This window comes from Rikenella sp., assembly GCF_056799795.1.
The window spans coordinates 52,719-68,054 of record NZ_JBQIQO010000003.1; the positions used below are offsets into that span (position 1 = coordinate 52,719).

Here is a 15,336-nt window from a genome sequence, read left to right on the forward strand (position 1 = left end):
ACGGTCTGTTGTTGTCGCCCGGAATGAAAAATCGAGAGGAAGATTTGGTCGGTTGGGTTTTTATCGCTACTTTTGCGCCGAATTTCGTGCAGGAATCTCTGACGGCGGGCGGCGTTCGGATAACGGGGCAGTGACTCCGTTTGTTTTCCTCTCTGCGAGGAGGACGACCACCCTACGGAACCGTAACATTCCGCACTCTAACCTTTTAGATTCAGTTCAACGATGAAGAACAATCTGATTGCAGTGGCCCAGGAGGCTTTCAAACAGGAGACGGCCGAAGTCCCCAATTTCAAGGCGGGCGACACCATCACCGTAACGATCAAAATCCGCGAAGGTAACAAGGAGCGGTTGCAGAATTTCCGCGGTGTGGTGCTCCAGCGGAGAGGGGCGGGGGCGACCGAAACCTTTACAATCCGTAAAATCTCGGACGGGATCGGGGTGGAACGTATCTTCCCGGTTTACTCGCCGACGATCAGCAAAATCGAACTCAACAAAGTCGGGGTGGTGCGCAGGGCAAGAATTTTCTATCTGCGTAACCTGACCGGTAAGAAAGCCCGGATCAAGGAAAAGAAACTCAGCAAGTAGTTTTTGTGAGTTAACTATATCGAATAGAGCGGCCGCAGGTTTTGCGGGCCGCTCTATTCGTTTTCTAAGAAGAACCGGTCGTCGTAGTTGACCAGATAGAGCCGTTCGGTCGCCCGCGTCACTGCGGTGTAGAGCCAACGCAACAACTCCAGCGTCATGGGTTCCTCGCCGAACAGGACGATGTCCAGAAAAATCGCCGACCACTGTCCTCCCTGCGCCTTGTGGCAGGTGATCGCATAGGCGAATTTCACCTGAAGGGCGCAGTAAAATTCGTCCGCCATCACCGCCTTGTACCGTTTTCCTTTCTGGGTGATGTCGGCATACTCCTTTTCGACGGCCAGAAAGAGGCGGGACTGTTGCTCGCGGCTCAGCGACGGGGCGGGGCTGTGCAGCACGTCCAACAGCAGCCAGCACTCCAGCCGGTAGTCGTCGTAGTCGGGAAACTCCAGCTCGGCATAGGCGAAGTGGAAGCCGTACTTCTCCCGCGTCCGATAAATTCGGTGCACGCGCGCGATGTCGCCGTTGGCGATGAAGTCCATCCGCGCCTCCGGGGCGAGCTCTACGTAGTGGTAGTTGTTTTTGACCACCATCACCATGTCGCCCGAGCCGATCTCCTCTTCGTAGTCCAGTATCGTTTGCCGAATCCCCTGGTTGTAGTGGTTGGCCCGCTTGTTGGAGCGCGAAATGACGGCCGTTTCCGACTGGCCGTAGCGGCCGTAGCAGGTGTCGATCTCGTCGATCAGTTCGCGGCTGTCGATCCGCACGATGTCCGGGAAACGGAGGTCGAACTGCGGGATGTCGGCTGTGCCGGACTCGATCAGGCGGCGGATCGCCGTGGCGTTGTGCAGAATCCCCGAGTCGCTCTGCTGGCGCACCACTTCGGATAGGGTGTGGCTCCAGACGGTGCCGTACCGCGCCATATATTCCGGGCTCAGGGCCGGCGAAACGGCGTAGCCGACCGGGGGCAGCTGGGCCTGGTCGCCCACGAGGATCACTTTGTTGTTCCGCCCCTGTCGGATGTAGTCGAACATGTCGTCGATCAGGTCGCCCGATCCGAATGTCGCTCCCTCGCTCCCGGTGAATGTCGAACGCCCGGTCAGCATCGAGGCTTCGTCCACGATATACAAGGTGTCGTTCGATTTGTTGAAGTTCAGGTCGAACTTAGAGCCCTCGGCTCCGCCTGCCGCCCGCTCGCGGTAGATCGTTTTGTGGATCGTATGCGCTTCGGCGCCGGCATATCGCCCCATGACCTTCGCGGCCCGCCCCGTAGGGGCCATCAGCACGCACGGAAGCTCCAGCCGGTGCAGGGTGCGGACCAGGGCGCCGATGACGGTCGTTTTCCCTGTTCCGGCGTATCCGTTGATCAGAAAAACGGCGCTTTCGTCGCCCGAGGCGAGGTAGTCGCCCAGCGTGTCGATCAACTTTTTTTGCTCGGCTGTTGGTTCGAATGCAAAATTACTGTATATTTGGGACGCAATATGACGGCTCAGAGACATGGAATTTCGGGTGTTTCGCGCGGTCGGATTTTGCTGCTAACCGCAAACAAACTTAAAAACTAAAATCATAAGATGAAAAAAATTCTACTTCAGGTACTTTTGCTGGCAGCGATCGCGGCACTGGTGTGGTGGCTCTATTCGTTGTTCAACACGCCGCTGGAGTTCGAACGCATTCGCAAGGAGCGCGAAGCGCAGGTGGTGGAACGCTTGAAGGATGTGCGCGAGGCGCAGCGGGCTTATCGGGCGAAATACATGAAGTTTACGCCGAGTTTCGACTCGCTGATCGCTTTTGTCGAAAACGACTCGCTGGTGCTCGAACGGGCGACCGGATCGGAAGACGACTCGCTGGCGGTGGCTTTGGGGCAGGTGCGGCGCGAAAAATTCCAGGTGGCGGTGAAGGATACCGTTCGGTTCTATACGCTGGGCGGGGATTTCAATAACCTGCGTTACATCCCGTTCTCGGTCGAGGCGACGGGCCGGTTGCAGCAGTTTGCGATGGACACGGCGTCGATCGAAACCGAATCCAAGGTGGTGGTGCCGGTGGTGGAAGTTTTCGCCAAGTATCCGACTTTCCTGGGCGACTTGGATGAACAGGAGTTGATCAACTTCCGGGATTATCAGGTCAATACGCTGAGCCGCGCCGACGGTTTGAAGGTGGGGTCGCTGACCGCTACCACTAACGAGGCGGGGAACTGGGAGTAGATGCTGTTTGCGAAGGCGGTTGTCCTTCTTGTTCGGGCGGCTTTTTACGAGTCGCTCTTCAGCTCAAATTTTATTATTCCATGCGGGACGTAGCGCGGCATAACTTGAGACACAGAGAATTATCCATTCAGGTCGGTCTGAATGGATTTTCTTTTGTGGTCTTCGATGTCGGACGGGCGGCTGAGGGGAGAGGGGTGGATGCGCGCGATGCGATTGTGCGGGCGGCGGCTTATCGGGAGACCGATATGGCCTCGATTCTGGCTCAGGAACCGATGCTCACCGCGACGACACCGCCGCTCGGGAGGGTCTTCGTGGGGTGCGCGACGGACAATGTCCTGCTGGTGCCGCAGGCGCTCTTCGAACCGGAACGGGCGGAACAGTACCTGACGGCGGCCAATATGTACGTGCCGGGCATGACGACGTTGTCGAACAACCTGATCTCGTCGCAGGCGGCGGCGGTCTGGCAGGTCGATTCGGGGATTGCGGCGGTCTTGTTGCAGTTGTATCCGGCGGCCTTGTTCTACCATCCGCTCCTGCTGGAGCTGGAGGCGACGCCGAACGATTGCGTGCAGGTGGTGTTGGACGGCGAGGTGGCGCATGTGACGGTGGCGCATCGGGGGTTGTATGCGGCTGAGACGATGCGGGTCGATACGCCGGAGGAGCTGCTCTATTATGTCCAGAAACTGCTCAAAAACGACGGCTTTACGACCTATCGGATCGTTTTGACGGGTGAGGGGGTCGGGCGGTTGCAGGAGTTTTTCGGTCGCTATTTCGGCGAGGTGGATGCTCGGGAGGTGAAATTCTATAATCATCAACGGGTTAGGGATTTATGCGTATTGTAGGGGGCGTTCGCAAACGACGGCAGATCGTGCCGCCGCGCAATTTCCGGGCGCGGCCGACGACGGATTTCGCTAAGGAGAATCTCTTCAATGTGTTGCAGAATCTCTACGATCTGGAGGAGATCGAGGTGCTGGATCTCTTTTCGGGAACGGGGTCGATCAGTTATGAGTTCGCTTCGCGGGGGGCGGAACGGGTGGTGTCGGTGGAGATGAATCCGATCCACCAGCGGTTCATTGCGGCGACGGCTCAGGAGCTCGGTTTCGGGCAGATTCAGAGCATTAAAACCAATGTTTTCGTCTACTTGAAAAGTATGGTGGGGACGGAGCGTTTCGATGTGGTTTTTGCCGATCCGCCGTACGATATGCCGGGGGTCGAACAGTTGCCGGAGTTGGTTTTCGGAGGAGGATTCGTGCGGGAGGGGGGGATTTTTGTGTTGGAGCATTCGGCGCAGAAAGATTTTTCGGACTATCCGAACTTTTGGGAACGAAGGAGTTATGGGAGTGTGCAGTTTTCGTTTTTCCGTCGTGAGGAATAAAATCCGGAAAGTTGTTTGCAGTTTTAGAAAATGTGTTTATCTTTGCACCGCAATCTCGGGGTAGGGATTGCGATTGGGTGCGGTAGTTCAGCTGGTTAGAATACCTGCCTGTCACGCAGGGGGTCGCGAGTTCGAGTCTCGTCCGCACCGCATGAAACGCCTTGGAATCTTTTTATGGATTCCAAGGCGTTTTTTGTTTGTTGGCGGTGGAGAGGGGGGATTTTTTGGGGGGGCTGCTTCTCGGCTGGCGCGCGGACAGCGGGTTGGGCAGAACTGGTTAAGCGATACGCAGTATCGCTCCGTCCCTCCGGTGCGCCCGTTGGGATTTTGTTAGGGTTGTCTATGTCTTACTAACCGGCCGCCGCCCGCGCAGGGCAGTTTCAGGCGGGGTAAAGCTCGACCGTGCCCCCGCCTAAAGAGGGAAATCGTCAAAATGCACTTTGTGCGTTTTGACAAGATTTCCCCAGGCGCGCGGGCAAAGAATTAGGGTAGAGGCGGCCTTGGGGTAGAGGCTGCCCATTCTGAGTGCCGGACCCGAGTAGCGAAGCGAGAGCACGTCGGCTTGTCGACGATGCCTCGCAAGCGCGAGGGAGACTGCAGGTCAACGCACCGCCCGCCCGGCGCAAGGGCAGTACCCTCCTTTAGGACAGACGCGCGCCGCGCCTAAAGAAGCGATTCAACTATTTCGGCGGTTAGCCGAATATAGATGAATCGCGCAGGCGTGCGAAAACGCGGCGGAGCGATAGCGGAGCCGTAGTGAGGCGGACACGGGGCGGAGAATTGGGCTTTGCTTTGGGTTGCGATTGTTCTTCGGGCGCGAAAACCGTAGTCGGTTTTCGCGCCGCGCTGGGCCGAGTATGGGGTTTGCCGTTAGGCAGTGCTTTGGGCCGTGGGTTGGGCTATGCTTTTGCGACTCGCAGAGTCGCGCGGGCCGAAGCCTCTGACCGCGGAGGCCCGCAACTGACGTTGCTGTGGGCCCCGCAGGCTTCGTCCGCTTGAACTGAGAGCGAATAGCGCGATTCCAAGAGGAATCGCCGTCCTCGGGCGCAGCGACGCATTAGCGGCGCGAGGGGGGATGCCGAGGACGAACCTCGCAAAACGGGGGCGGTGAATGGGGTGTTGTCGTGCCCAGAAATGGGCCGAGCTTTTGCGGCTCTTTGAGCCGCGCAGTCCGCCGCATGGGGTGGCGGCGAACAGATATAGGCTGAGAGCGAATTGTTAATAGAAATGAGCTTTGCTCTTGCGGCTCAAAGAGCCGCGCGGGCCGAAGCCTCCCGCCGCGGAGAGACGCACAGCGTCTTTTACTGCCAGCCTCTACCCCAAACCCCGCAGGCTTCGGCCCACATAAAACTCCGATGAAAGTACCCCGGCCATCTTTCGAGTGTCGCGCGTCCCCGTTTATTCCGAGAGGCAACGCAACTGAAGACCGTAGCCGCGATAATTCGCACTGTTGTTGTAGAGACGTTTCGAATCGAACAGTAAATCGAAGCCGGAAATGCTGTTGTTCGCGCCCGAAGCCCAACTATAACCGCTAAATCCGTTGCTGTACATATCCCCATCGGCTCTTTCGCGGCAGCCCGGGGCGGGGCTTTCGGACACTCCGACAAGACTGCCATTCACTCAAATGAACAGTGTTGATTACGAAACATAACGACCGAGAAGGCGATTATTGGGGCGGGGTATCCAACGGGATCTCCGGATCGTCGGAGGAATTCCGGGGAATCAATCGGTATTCGATATAATAGATTCGAATCAACAGCAGGAAACCGGAGATCAGCAGCGGCCCGAAAATAATCCCCCAGAAGCCGAACAAAGGAATCCCCACGATGACTCCGAACACTACGATCAAAGGATGCGTATCGGCCGCCCGTTTCATCAGGAAAATTCGACAGACATTGTCGACATTGGCCACGATGAGCACAGCTCCCGCCAACAGGAAAATGCCGGGCCAGACGGCTCCCGTAGCAAGCAGATAAATGCCCAGAGGAACTGTAACCAAGGCCGTTCCCACCATCGGAACCAGTCCGCACACGGCGGTCAGAAAGGCCCAAAACAGGGCGCTGGGGATGCCGGTGGCCCAATAAAGCAGACCGGCGGTCGCCATCTGGGCCAACAGGATGACCGGAATGCCGATAGCATTGCTGAAAATCATGTTTTTCGCTTCGCGCCGCAACAACAACTGACCCTGACCGCTGAAAGGCAGGTAGCGAACCAGGGCCGCCTCCATCCGACGACCGGCGCTCAGCATGAAGTAGAGAATCACGACCGTCATCAGGATGTTGGCCGTGAAGCTGTAGGTCGTATTGATCAGCATCGAGGCGAAGCGCTTGATGAAGACCTCGGACTCGGCGAGCCACCGGCCGGAGATAACTCGGTAGCCGATTCGGTCGTTGATCTGTTCGATCAATTGGTTGATGCCGGCTAAGATGCGGGCCGTTTTCAGGTCGGGAATCTCCGTCGCGATCACTTCGAAAATCAGGTAACCGACGCTCAATAGCAAAATGCAGGTCACGGTCACCAGCGTGGCGGAAGCGATCCACGGTCGCCAGCGACGCTCTTCGGTCAGGCGGAAAAGGGGCTGACGCAGCACGGCGTAAAGCGTGACGGCTCCCAGAAAGGCTCCCACGAAGAAGCTCAGCTGGTGGAAAATAATGATGCCGAGGGCGATCAATACGCCCAGAAAAAGCAGTCGGCGGAAAACGGCATTTTGACGGGTCAGTGTGTCGGGCATGGCGAATCGAGGGTGTGAGGCGGCTGTTCGGCGGTGGGTCACGAGATCAGCAGCGAGGCGTTGTTCAAATCGTTGTGCCGCGGATCGCACGGCTGGAGCGGGTAGATCAGGATGTGGCTGTTCGACGGCGCGTAGCGGGTCAGGTAGTCCGGGACGGCAGTCATGCACTTATGATAGGAGGCGCCGCCTTTGCGGCTCAGCACCGCCAGCAGGATGTCGTTGGCGCGCACTTCGCGGAACAGGATCAGGAAGTCGTCCCAGTCGTTGAATACGTGGAATTCCGCTTCGATCGGATTTTTCGTCTGGAGGGTGCGAATCTGGCTCAACGTAGAGGAGGAGGCATAGAAAACCACTTTCGTATGGGTATTGCGACCCATGTTCCACACTTTCCGTATCCAGAGGGCGAATCCCAACTCCTTTTCGGCCCGATCCGGAACGAAAACCAGTAGCCGGCCGGCGGTCGAAAGCGGTTGGACGGGCTTGTAAATCAGGGTCGTGATGTTATTCTGGGTCAGTACACTGTCGATGGTGGCGCTGGGGAACGGAACGAACGGTTCGCCCTCCCGTTCGGGGCGCAGGCCGAGGATCAGGTCAGTGATTTTCTGTTCGTGAAGCGTGCTGACGATGGCGTTGGCGATGTCCGAGTCGTAGCGCAGCAACTCCTGCATCTCGTTGTCGGTGGCGGCGGCGGTCATCACGGCCCGTTCCAGCAGACGACGCCCCTGCCGGTCGGCTGTGCTGTCGGTGGTGGCGTTCGGAACCACGTGCAGGGCGTAGAGGCCGTCCCGGTTGCCTTTCGATTGGATGGTGACGCTCAGGTGGACGAGCTCTTCGGCGGTGGCAGGGTAGCCCACCGGAATCAGAATCCGTTCCTTGGGGAGATTTTTTTCCGAATCCTGCGCGGTGTCCGAGGCTTCGGACAGGGCGATGTTCCCGGCGCCGCGCTGGGTGGCGAACGAGGCGATGGTGCACGTAATCAGGATCATCAGAATCGTGCCGTTCAGCACGCTGTCGTTCAGCAGGCGGATCGGCTCGCCCGTCTCGGTGTGGCCGGTGACGATGCCGTAGCCGACCATTACGGCGGCCAGTGTGGCGGCGGCCTGGGCGTTGCTCAGCCCGAAGATCAGGCGGCGCTGGTCGGCGGTGTAACGGAAACTTTTCTGGGTGGCCAGGGCGGCCAGAAATTTGGCCAGGGTCGCCACGACGGTCATCACGATGGCCACTTTGATCGTCTCGAAGTCTTTGAAAAAGGCGCGGTAGTCGATCAGCATCCCCACGCCGATCAGGAAGAAGGGAATGAAGAGGGCGTTGCCGACGAATTCGATCCGGTTCATCAGCGGCGAGGTGCGCGGAATCAAACGGTTCATCGCCAGACCGGCCAGAAAGGCGCCGATGATCGGCTCGATGCCGGCGGTTTCGGCCAGAAAGGCCCCCAGAAAGACGACGACCAGTACGAAGATGTATTGCGAGACGTTGTCGTGGAACCGCTTGAAAAACCATCGTCCCAGCAACGGAAAGAGGATGAGTACGATAGCGCCGAAGAGGGTCAGCGAGAGGCCCAGACGGATCCAGAATCCGTTGTCGACCGAACCGGCCGAGAGGCCGACGATGATGGTCAGCACGAGGAGGGCCAGGGTGTCGGTAATCATCGTGCCGCCGACGGTGATGGTCACGGCCTGGTTTTTCGTGATGCCCAGTTTGCTGACGATCGGGTAGGTGATCAGGGTGTGGGAGGCGAACATGCTGGCCAGCAGGATCGAGGTCAGGAGGTTGAAGTTCAGCAGGTAGATGCTGGCCAGAATGCCCAGAACCATCGGGATGCAGAAGGTGAAGAGGCCGAAAATCAGGCTCCGGCCGCTATTTTTCTTGAAGTCCGCGATGTCGATTTCCAGCCCGGCGAGGAACATGATATAAAGGAGTCCGATCGTGCCGGTGAGTACGATACTGCTGTCGCGCTCCATGAGGTTGAACCCGAACGGCCCGATGACGGCGCCGGCGATGATCAGACCCAACAGGTGGGGAATGCGGATTTTGTTGAGCAGCAGCGGGGCGAAGAGGATGATAATCAGGATGAGCAGGAATTTCAGCACCGGGTTGGTGAACGGCAGTGTGAAGTCTATGAACATCAGGGGCAGCATAATGCGGTTCGGAGTTTGGTGAGGAATCGTTATTTTTGTCTGACGAAACGAAGGTACAAAAATGAGGCCATTACTCTTATATTATCCGAAGTGCGACACTTGTCGCCGGGCGGTCAGGTGGTTGGCGGAGCAGGGGGTGGAGGCGGAGTTGCGGGACATAGCGACGGCTCGGCCCTCCGAAGAGGAGCTTCGACGGTGGGTGGCGATGAGCGCGTTGCCGGTGCGGAAGTTTTTCAATACCAGCGGATTGCGCTATAAGGCTTTGGGGCTGAAAGAGAAGTTGGGCGGCATGTCGGACGAGGAGATGATTCGTTTGCTGGCTACGGACGGGATGTTGGTGAAGCGGCCTCTGCTGGTGGCGGGGGCGTGTGTGCGGGTCGGATTTCGGCCCGGGGAGTGGAGCGAAGTTTTGCACGCTTTTTGATTTACGGCAGGGTGTATCACCAAACCTACGAAAAATTATGAAAACGAAAGGAAATCCGTGGCTGGGCTTTTTGCTGAGCGAGCGGTATGTCGATTTGGCTCTGTTGCTGTTGCGTTTGTTTGCCGGCGGCCTCCTGTTTGTGCACGGGGTGGCGAAGTTGGAGTATTACGCCGCTTTGCGGAATGGTTTTCCCGATCCGATCGGGTGGGGCGGAGCCGTTTCGCTCGTGATGATTATTCTGGTCGAAATCGGATGTTCGCTCTTGGTTGTCAGCGGGTTATTGACTCGTTTCGCTCTGATTCCGATGATTTTCTCGATGATTATGGCGATGACCACCCACGGCGGGACGGGGTTGGGGAGCGTCGAATTACCGTTGTTGTATGTCGGGATGTTCGTCGTGTTGTTTGTGAGCGGGCCCGGGCGTTACTCCATCGATCGGCTGATCGGAAAAGTGTTGCGGCGGCCCGAAGCATAAAATTCGGACATACTCGTTAGTCTGTCGAACGCCTCGTTTTCTTGCTGAAAACGAGGCGTTTTCGTTATTTTTTCAATACTGACCGCCGGGTGGAAAAATAGTTGTCGAATAATATTTGTTACCGTTTCCGCGTTATCGACATGACTGTTTTGAGGGTGGCGAGAGCCCGAAACAGGCCGGCTGTTTCGCGATCGCGGCATTTATGTCAGAAATTCGGAAAATTCATTATTAGGCCCTGATTGGTGTGTTTAAGACGGTTTTTGTTTGGTGGTTGAAAATATTGTTTTTACATTTGTGACATAATTAGTGCCCGAAAAGGCGGTTTTTCGGCGGATTTTCGTCGATAACGTTTTGTCGGATAATTTGTTAGGAGAATAATCGTAGATGATACGTAACATGAAAAAGTATGGATGGATGACGGCCGCCCTGTTGTTGGCAGTGGTCGGTTGTCAGCGGAGAGAGATGATGTATCTGGGCGACGACGTTGTCCCGATACATTTCTCCATCGCCTATCAGGATGCGGAGGTGTCTGCCAAGGCGGGCAGCTCTTCACAGGCACTTCAGACCCGGGCGCTCGTCAATTTGGACAAAGACGTTACCGTGCGTGTGTTTGCGTATAAGCGTGCTGCCGGTAATTCGGGCGGTGCCGATCCGCGATATGACGATTTCGTTGCGCAGTGTACCTATGTGGCCGATGGGAATGGCGGGCTGACGCCGTGTGCGGTGAAAGCCGACGGGACGGTGGATCCGACCGGGACGGTGCCGGATGCCATTAGCCTGAACAACGGCACGTATGACTTTTACGCATACTCGCCGGCGCTGCCTGTTTCGAACGGGAGTAATAATAATCCTTATGTCGTCAATGGGATTACCCACGGGATGGACGTGCTCAATGATTCGTTGTTGAGTCGGGCAGTCAGCAAATCGGCTTCCACTGTTGCATTGGTGTTCGAACACAAGTGTTCCAAAGTCACCTTCAACGTCAAGCAGCCGGACGGTGCTGATGTCACGAAATTGAAAGTCGACAGCATTGTGTTGCGGCGGATGAACCCGCCTACGAACGTTGCCGGTTGGTGGATGAATACGGACTTGACCTCGGGGGTCGGGTACGACAATGACACCTGCCTCATGAAAACGTTCGGCGACTTGATCGATAATTCGGATCCGTCCAAACCGAAATTGGTCGGGCGGACAGGTTTCGGGATCGTTTTGCCGAAACTGGATGACGCCTCGACGATACCGGCGAACATTTATTTGACTTTGGGTGACAGTGCTTATCTCTTCAAGACCAAATTCCCTGCGATGGAATACAAAAAAGGGAAACACTACACCTATAATATGAACTTCAAGCAGACCGAAGTCGAATTCACCTTGGACGTGGTGGCGTGGAACAAAGTTTCTGCGGATGGTGAATTGGGTGAAGACGGTAACGTGGGCGGTGTATTGGTCGGATCGTGGTTCCAGCGTTACAACTCCTCGACCGAGATGGGTGACGATAATGCCGCCGGAGATATCGGAGGATGGAAACCGGTTAATCCGGACTGGACGATCGGTAATGCGACGGGCTCGAAACCCGGTGGTGATGTGGGTAACTGGGGCGACGTGGATGTTGACCAGCGACCGGGCGGCAATGGCAGCGGTTCGAATCCCGGCGGCGGTGTCGGCGGTTGGGGCGACGTGAACGACAATCAACCCGGGCTTGGACAGTAATACCCGAACAACATAAAAAACAAAAACAAACAAAACATACATTAACCAACCATGAAAAAATTAATGATTTTCGCGATATCGGCGGCAGCACTTGGCGTCATGTCGTGCCAGAAATCAGAGATTTATCGGCCGGAGGAAGGCGCATTGGGGAAACCCAATGAAACCCCCGTTCAGGTAAGTTTGGCCACCGAGTCCCTTCGGACGCCGGTTGCGGCCGAAACTGTCGGTACCAAAACGAACGCTTCGGGTGATGAAGCCATCTCGATTTCTTTCGGTGGCGAAGACGTTGAAGTTGTCGACACCAAAGTATCGGCCGACCTGCCGAAAGCGCAGGATTCTAAGATCACCGACATCTGGGCCATTCAGTATGATGCTAACGGTCAATTGCTCGGTACCCCGTATTATACTGAAGTGACCGACGACGCAGGGACTGCTGGCTCGGGAACCACCGACTGGTCGTATGACCTCTCAGTGAACCTGACCACCGCACCGGCTGGTGGGAAAGTCTTCTTTGTGGCCAATACCCACTCGCCGTCGACTTTCACTACTGCTAATGCAGCTACCGTAGCGGACTTGTTGAAACAGACTAAACACGTCGGCGGTGCAAGCAGCGAATGGCAGTTCAACGCCACCTCGACCATTCCGATGATCGGCGTTTACAACGGCCCGGTGAACGGTACCACCAAAATTACCGGCGTGAAATTGACCCGTCTCTTTGCCAAGATCATCTTGAAATACAAAGTGACCGGCGCCAATATCGAGATCAACAACGTGGCATTGAAGAACGTGCCGACCACCTATACTTACGACACCTTGGCACCGCGTCCGGCTACTACCGTTTTCCCGACCAAGGTGACTACTTCTGGGAGTGAAAGCCACAAAGACTATCCGGCTGTAGGGAAGACCGCCTTGGATGCTTTGACCGCAGACGGTGACGGCTTCAAGACCCTCGTTTGGTACATGCCCGAAAACTACCGGGGTCAGAATACCGGTGTGACCACTGACGCAGACCGTATTCTTACTGCAACCGACGGGATGGGGACTTACGTGAACCTCTCCGGTTACCTGAAATCTCCGGCAGAATGCGCCTTGCTGAACTACACCGTGATGCTCGGGAATCCCGCCGCTAACCGAGGTAACTTTAACGTGGAACGCAACTCGGTTTATACCGTCAAAGTGACCATCGTAGGCCACAATACTGCTGACCACCGGATTACCAAGGAAACTTTCGACCGCAGCAATTGTGCGATTATTGCTCCAAATGGAGGAACTGTGACGTTTGATACTAGGAAACTGACAGCTGGTTGGCAGACAACTTTCCCAGAAGAGCAAGATCGGATGAATTGGGAGGCCGCAATACTTTGGCAAGATGTTAATTATGTAATTAATCCAACCAATATTTCTCTTGACGAACAGAATGGTTTATTGGAGATAAGCACTGATTCTAACAGTAAAGAGGGGAATGTTGTGGTAGCTTTGTATGATGCTAGTAAGAATATTTTGTGGAGTTGGCATATCTGGGTAACTAATTATAATCCGGATCCGAAAAATGGTACGGATGGACATCCGTATCCGGCTGGTCAGAATGTGGCCTTTAACACGAAGGGTGGGAAAGTGCATCGTTATGGGCCTAAGTTCCAGCAGACTAATGGGAATAAGGTGATTATGGACCGGAATCTGGGGGCTATCAACACTTATTATGCTGCTCCGTCCGCTTCTGAAACCGCGATTAAGTTGCAGAATACTTTTGGGATGTTTTATCAGTGGGGGCGGAAAGATCCGCTGCCTTATGTAGATGCGTCAACTATTAATGCGTCGAATGCTACGGGTACGACTATTAAGATTTATGGCTCGAGTGGTCAGTTGGCAGAAGCGTCTGGACCTAATGTGAATGCTACTGGTTATAAGAGGTTTGATATTGCTAATTCGGCAGTTTATAAGGGAAGGGATCAATACGGTAAAACGAGTACATTGGAATATTCGGTTAAGAATCCGTTGACGTTTATTTACAATGCGACTACCCCCTACGACTGGTATGCGCAAACCTCTGAAAATCAGAATAATGATCTCTGGGGTGACGGTTCTGTAAAGAGCCCGTACGACCCGTGTCCTAAAGGTTGGCGGGTAGCCCCGAACGGGACTTGGTCTGACTTTACGCGCACGGAAAACGCAGACCAGCCGCTCAACGGTACCTTCCCGTACTATTCGGACGGCGTAGCGGGTGAAAAATATGGTGCAGGAAATTACAAAGCCACCAACGGTCGTCTCTACAAGGTAAGCACCTCGGGCGCGGGAACCCCGCTCGCCTGGTACCCCGCCCCGGGCTTCCGCGGTCGGATCACGGGGGCGATGGGCAATGTCGGGTGCGACGGGTTCAGCTATTCGTCGTCGGTGAGCGGCAGCAATGGGGTGTACTTGCATTTCAGCGTGACGGGCCTCAGTCCCAGCAGCGCGGGCAGCCGCGCCTACGGTCTTCAGTTGCGTTGCCTCTCGGAATAAACGGAGCAGGAGAGCTTTCGACGGAACCGATTGGGGACTTAGAACCCGGGCTTGGGCCCGGGTTCCCCAAATGGCGGCTTTAAGCCGCCCAAATTTTGAAAAATTTTTTAGAGGCTCTTTTTAGGAGAAATCCTCCAAAAAATACCGGAAAACATCCGATATTTTTGGAGGATTTCTCTTTTTGTTATTCTATTTTTTGTGTGGTTTGTTCTTTTGGGTTCCCCTTGCCCTGATCCTTTGCCTGCTTCTTTACTTCACGTCTCTTCTCTCTACTTCTCTCTCTCTCTCTCTCTCTCTCTTCTTTTTCCCTTTCTCTTCTTTTCGCTCATGATAGGGGGTGCGATTTCTCTCTTTCCTTTTCTTTCCAACGGCATGAGGGGTGCGCGAACAGTGAATATAGGTTTGGGTAGAGGCTGCCGCAGCCTTGCCCATGCGGTTAGACCCTGCAAAAGCATCCCGTAGGGATGCGCTCTAAAGTTTTTTCGGTTCCTTTTGTTCACAAAAGGAACAGTTCGAGGCGGGTCAAAGCTCTCCCGCGCGCGACTGCTGGAGTAGGAAATCTTATTCAAACGCGTGATTCGCGTTTGAATAAGATTTCCGCCAGCGCGCGGACAAAGAATTGGACGAAGAGTTGGGCCGAGGCTGTCCATTCCGAGTGCCGGACCCGATTAGCGAAGCGAGAGCACGTCGGCTTGTCGACGATGCCTCGCAAGCGCGAGGGAGACCGCAGGTCAACGCACCGCCCGCCCGGCGTAAGGGCAGTACCCTCCCGTAGCTAAAGCCGCGCGCCGCCGCCTAAAGAAGGAAATCGTCAAAACTCGCTTGCGTGTTTTGACAAGATTTCCCAAGGCGCGCGAATAAAGAGCTGGGCCGAGCAGATTAAGCGATACGCAGTATCGCTCCGTCCCGCCGGGGTCACCCGGACGTCGCCCGCGCAGGGCAGTTTCATCCGGGACAAAGCTTGATTGCGCGCGACTGCTGTTCAAACGCATGATTTGCGTTTGAATTAAGATTTCCGCCAGCGCGGCCAAAGAACGGGGTCGAGGCTGCCCCTTCCGAGTGCCGGGAGGCACCGCCCGCCCGGCGGACGCGTTCGCGCCACGGCGGGTGGCCTTTATTACGCGCGTCCCGCCTAAAGGAGCGATTCAGCTATTTCGGCGGCGAGCCGAAATAGAATGAATCGCGCAAGGCGCGCGGAAAC

12 protein-coding genes and 1 tRNA gene are annotated in these 15,336 nt (G+C 55.8%); 9 read left to right on the top strand and 4 right to left on the bottom strand.

Translation table 11 applies throughout. The features are described from left to right. The first annotated feature begins 222 nt into the window (after positions 1-222). Entirely contained in the window at positions 223-585 is a 363-nt protein-coding gene (gene rplS / locus ACTO3O_RS01495; RefSeq protein WP_294594305.1) for a 50S ribosomal protein L19, read from the top strand. Between the two features lie 53 nt (positions 586-638). Here rplS and ACTO3O_RS01500 read toward each other — a convergent pair whose 3' ends face one another. Further along, positions 639-2,081, bottom strand: a complete 1,443-nt coding sequence (locus ACTO3O_RS01500) for an ATP-dependent DNA helicase (RefSeq protein ID WP_297831841.1) — start codon at positions 2,079-2,081, stop codon at positions 639-641. 72 nt (positions 2,082-2,153) lie between these two features. On the opposite strand from ACTO3O_RS01500, the gene ACTO3O_RS01505 reads away from it, so the two are divergent. From ACTO3O_RS01505 to ACTO3O_RS01520, 4 genes are all read left to right on the top strand, one after another. Then, on the top strand, positions 2,154-2,783 hold the full coding sequence (locus tag ACTO3O_RS01505; protein ID WP_294594307.1) for a hypothetical protein: 630 nt from the start codon (positions 2,154-2,156) through the stop codon (positions 2,781-2,783). A 104-nt stretch (positions 2,784-2,887) separates the two neighbouring features. Continuing rightward, positions 2,888-3,625: a DUF3822 family protein gene (locus ACTO3O_RS01510; protein WP_298080854.1), complete on the top strand. Its 738-nt coding sequence runs from the start codon at positions 2,888-2,890 to the stop codon at positions 3,623-3,625. After that, positions 3,613-4,158: an RsmD family RNA methyltransferase gene (locus tag ACTO3O_RS01515; protein ID WP_297831834.1), complete on the top strand. Its 546-nt coding sequence runs from the start codon at positions 3,613-3,615 to the stop codon at positions 4,156-4,158. The genes ACTO3O_RS01510 and ACTO3O_RS01515 overlap by 13 nt, the downstream gene beginning before the upstream one ends. Before the next feature lie 76 nt (positions 4,159-4,234). After that, positions 4,235-4,308: transfer RNA gene (locus ACTO3O_RS01520), tRNA-Asp, on the top strand. Positions 4,309-5,556: 1,248 nt separating this feature from the next. On the opposite strand, the gene ACTO3O_RS01525 is transcribed toward ACTO3O_RS01520, so the two are convergent. The 3 genes from ACTO3O_RS01525 to ACTO3O_RS01535 form a co-directional block, all read right to left on the bottom strand. Continuing rightward, positions 5,557-5,709, bottom strand: coding sequence for a hypothetical protein (locus ACTO3O_RS01525; RefSeq protein ID WP_297831951.1), 153 nt, complete (start codon positions 5,707-5,709; stop codon positions 5,557-5,559). 115 nt (positions 5,710-5,824) lie between these two features. Further along, positions 5,825-6,889 (bottom strand): AI-2E family transporter, encoded by a 1,065-nt coding sequence (locus ACTO3O_RS01530; protein ID WP_297831954.1) that lies wholly within the window; start codon positions 6,887-6,889, stop codon positions 5,825-5,827. A gap of 38 nt (positions 6,890-6,927) precedes the next feature. Beyond that, positions 6,928-9,027, bottom strand: coding sequence for a cation:proton antiporter (locus tag ACTO3O_RS01535; RefSeq protein WP_300730605.1), 2,100 nt, complete (start codon positions 9,025-9,027; stop codon positions 6,928-6,930). Positions 9,028-9,088: 61 nt separating this feature from the next. On the opposite strand from ACTO3O_RS01535, the gene ACTO3O_RS01540 reads away from it, so the two are divergent. The 4 genes from ACTO3O_RS01540 (at position 9,089) to ACTO3O_RS01555 (ending at position 14,135) form a co-directional block, all read left to right on the top strand. Next, positions 9,089-9,451: an arsenate reductase family protein gene (locus tag ACTO3O_RS01540; RefSeq protein ID WP_297626952.1), complete on the top strand. Its 363-nt coding sequence runs from the start codon at positions 9,089-9,091 to the stop codon at positions 9,449-9,451. Positions 9,452-9,488: 37 nt separating this feature from the next. Beyond that, positions 9,489-9,926 carry a DoxX family protein gene (locus ACTO3O_RS01545; protein WP_297831961.1) on the top strand — a complete coding sequence of 146 codons (438 nt, stop codon included), beginning with the start codon at positions 9,489-9,491 and terminating at the stop codon, positions 9,924-9,926. Between the two features lie 384 nt (positions 9,927-10,310). Then, complete coding sequence (locus ACTO3O_RS01550) at positions 10,311-11,636, top strand: BF2992 family fimbrillin-A clan protein (RefSeq protein WP_297831964.1); 1,326 nt, start codon at positions 10,311-10,313, stop codon at positions 11,634-11,636. A gap of 51 nt (positions 11,637-11,687) precedes the next feature. Then, positions 11,688-14,135: a DUF4906 domain-containing protein gene (locus ACTO3O_RS01555; protein ID WP_482596377.1), complete on the top strand. Its 2,448-nt coding sequence runs from the start codon at positions 11,688-11,690 to the stop codon at positions 14,133-14,135. Positions 14,136-15,336 lie beyond the last annotated feature (1,201 nt).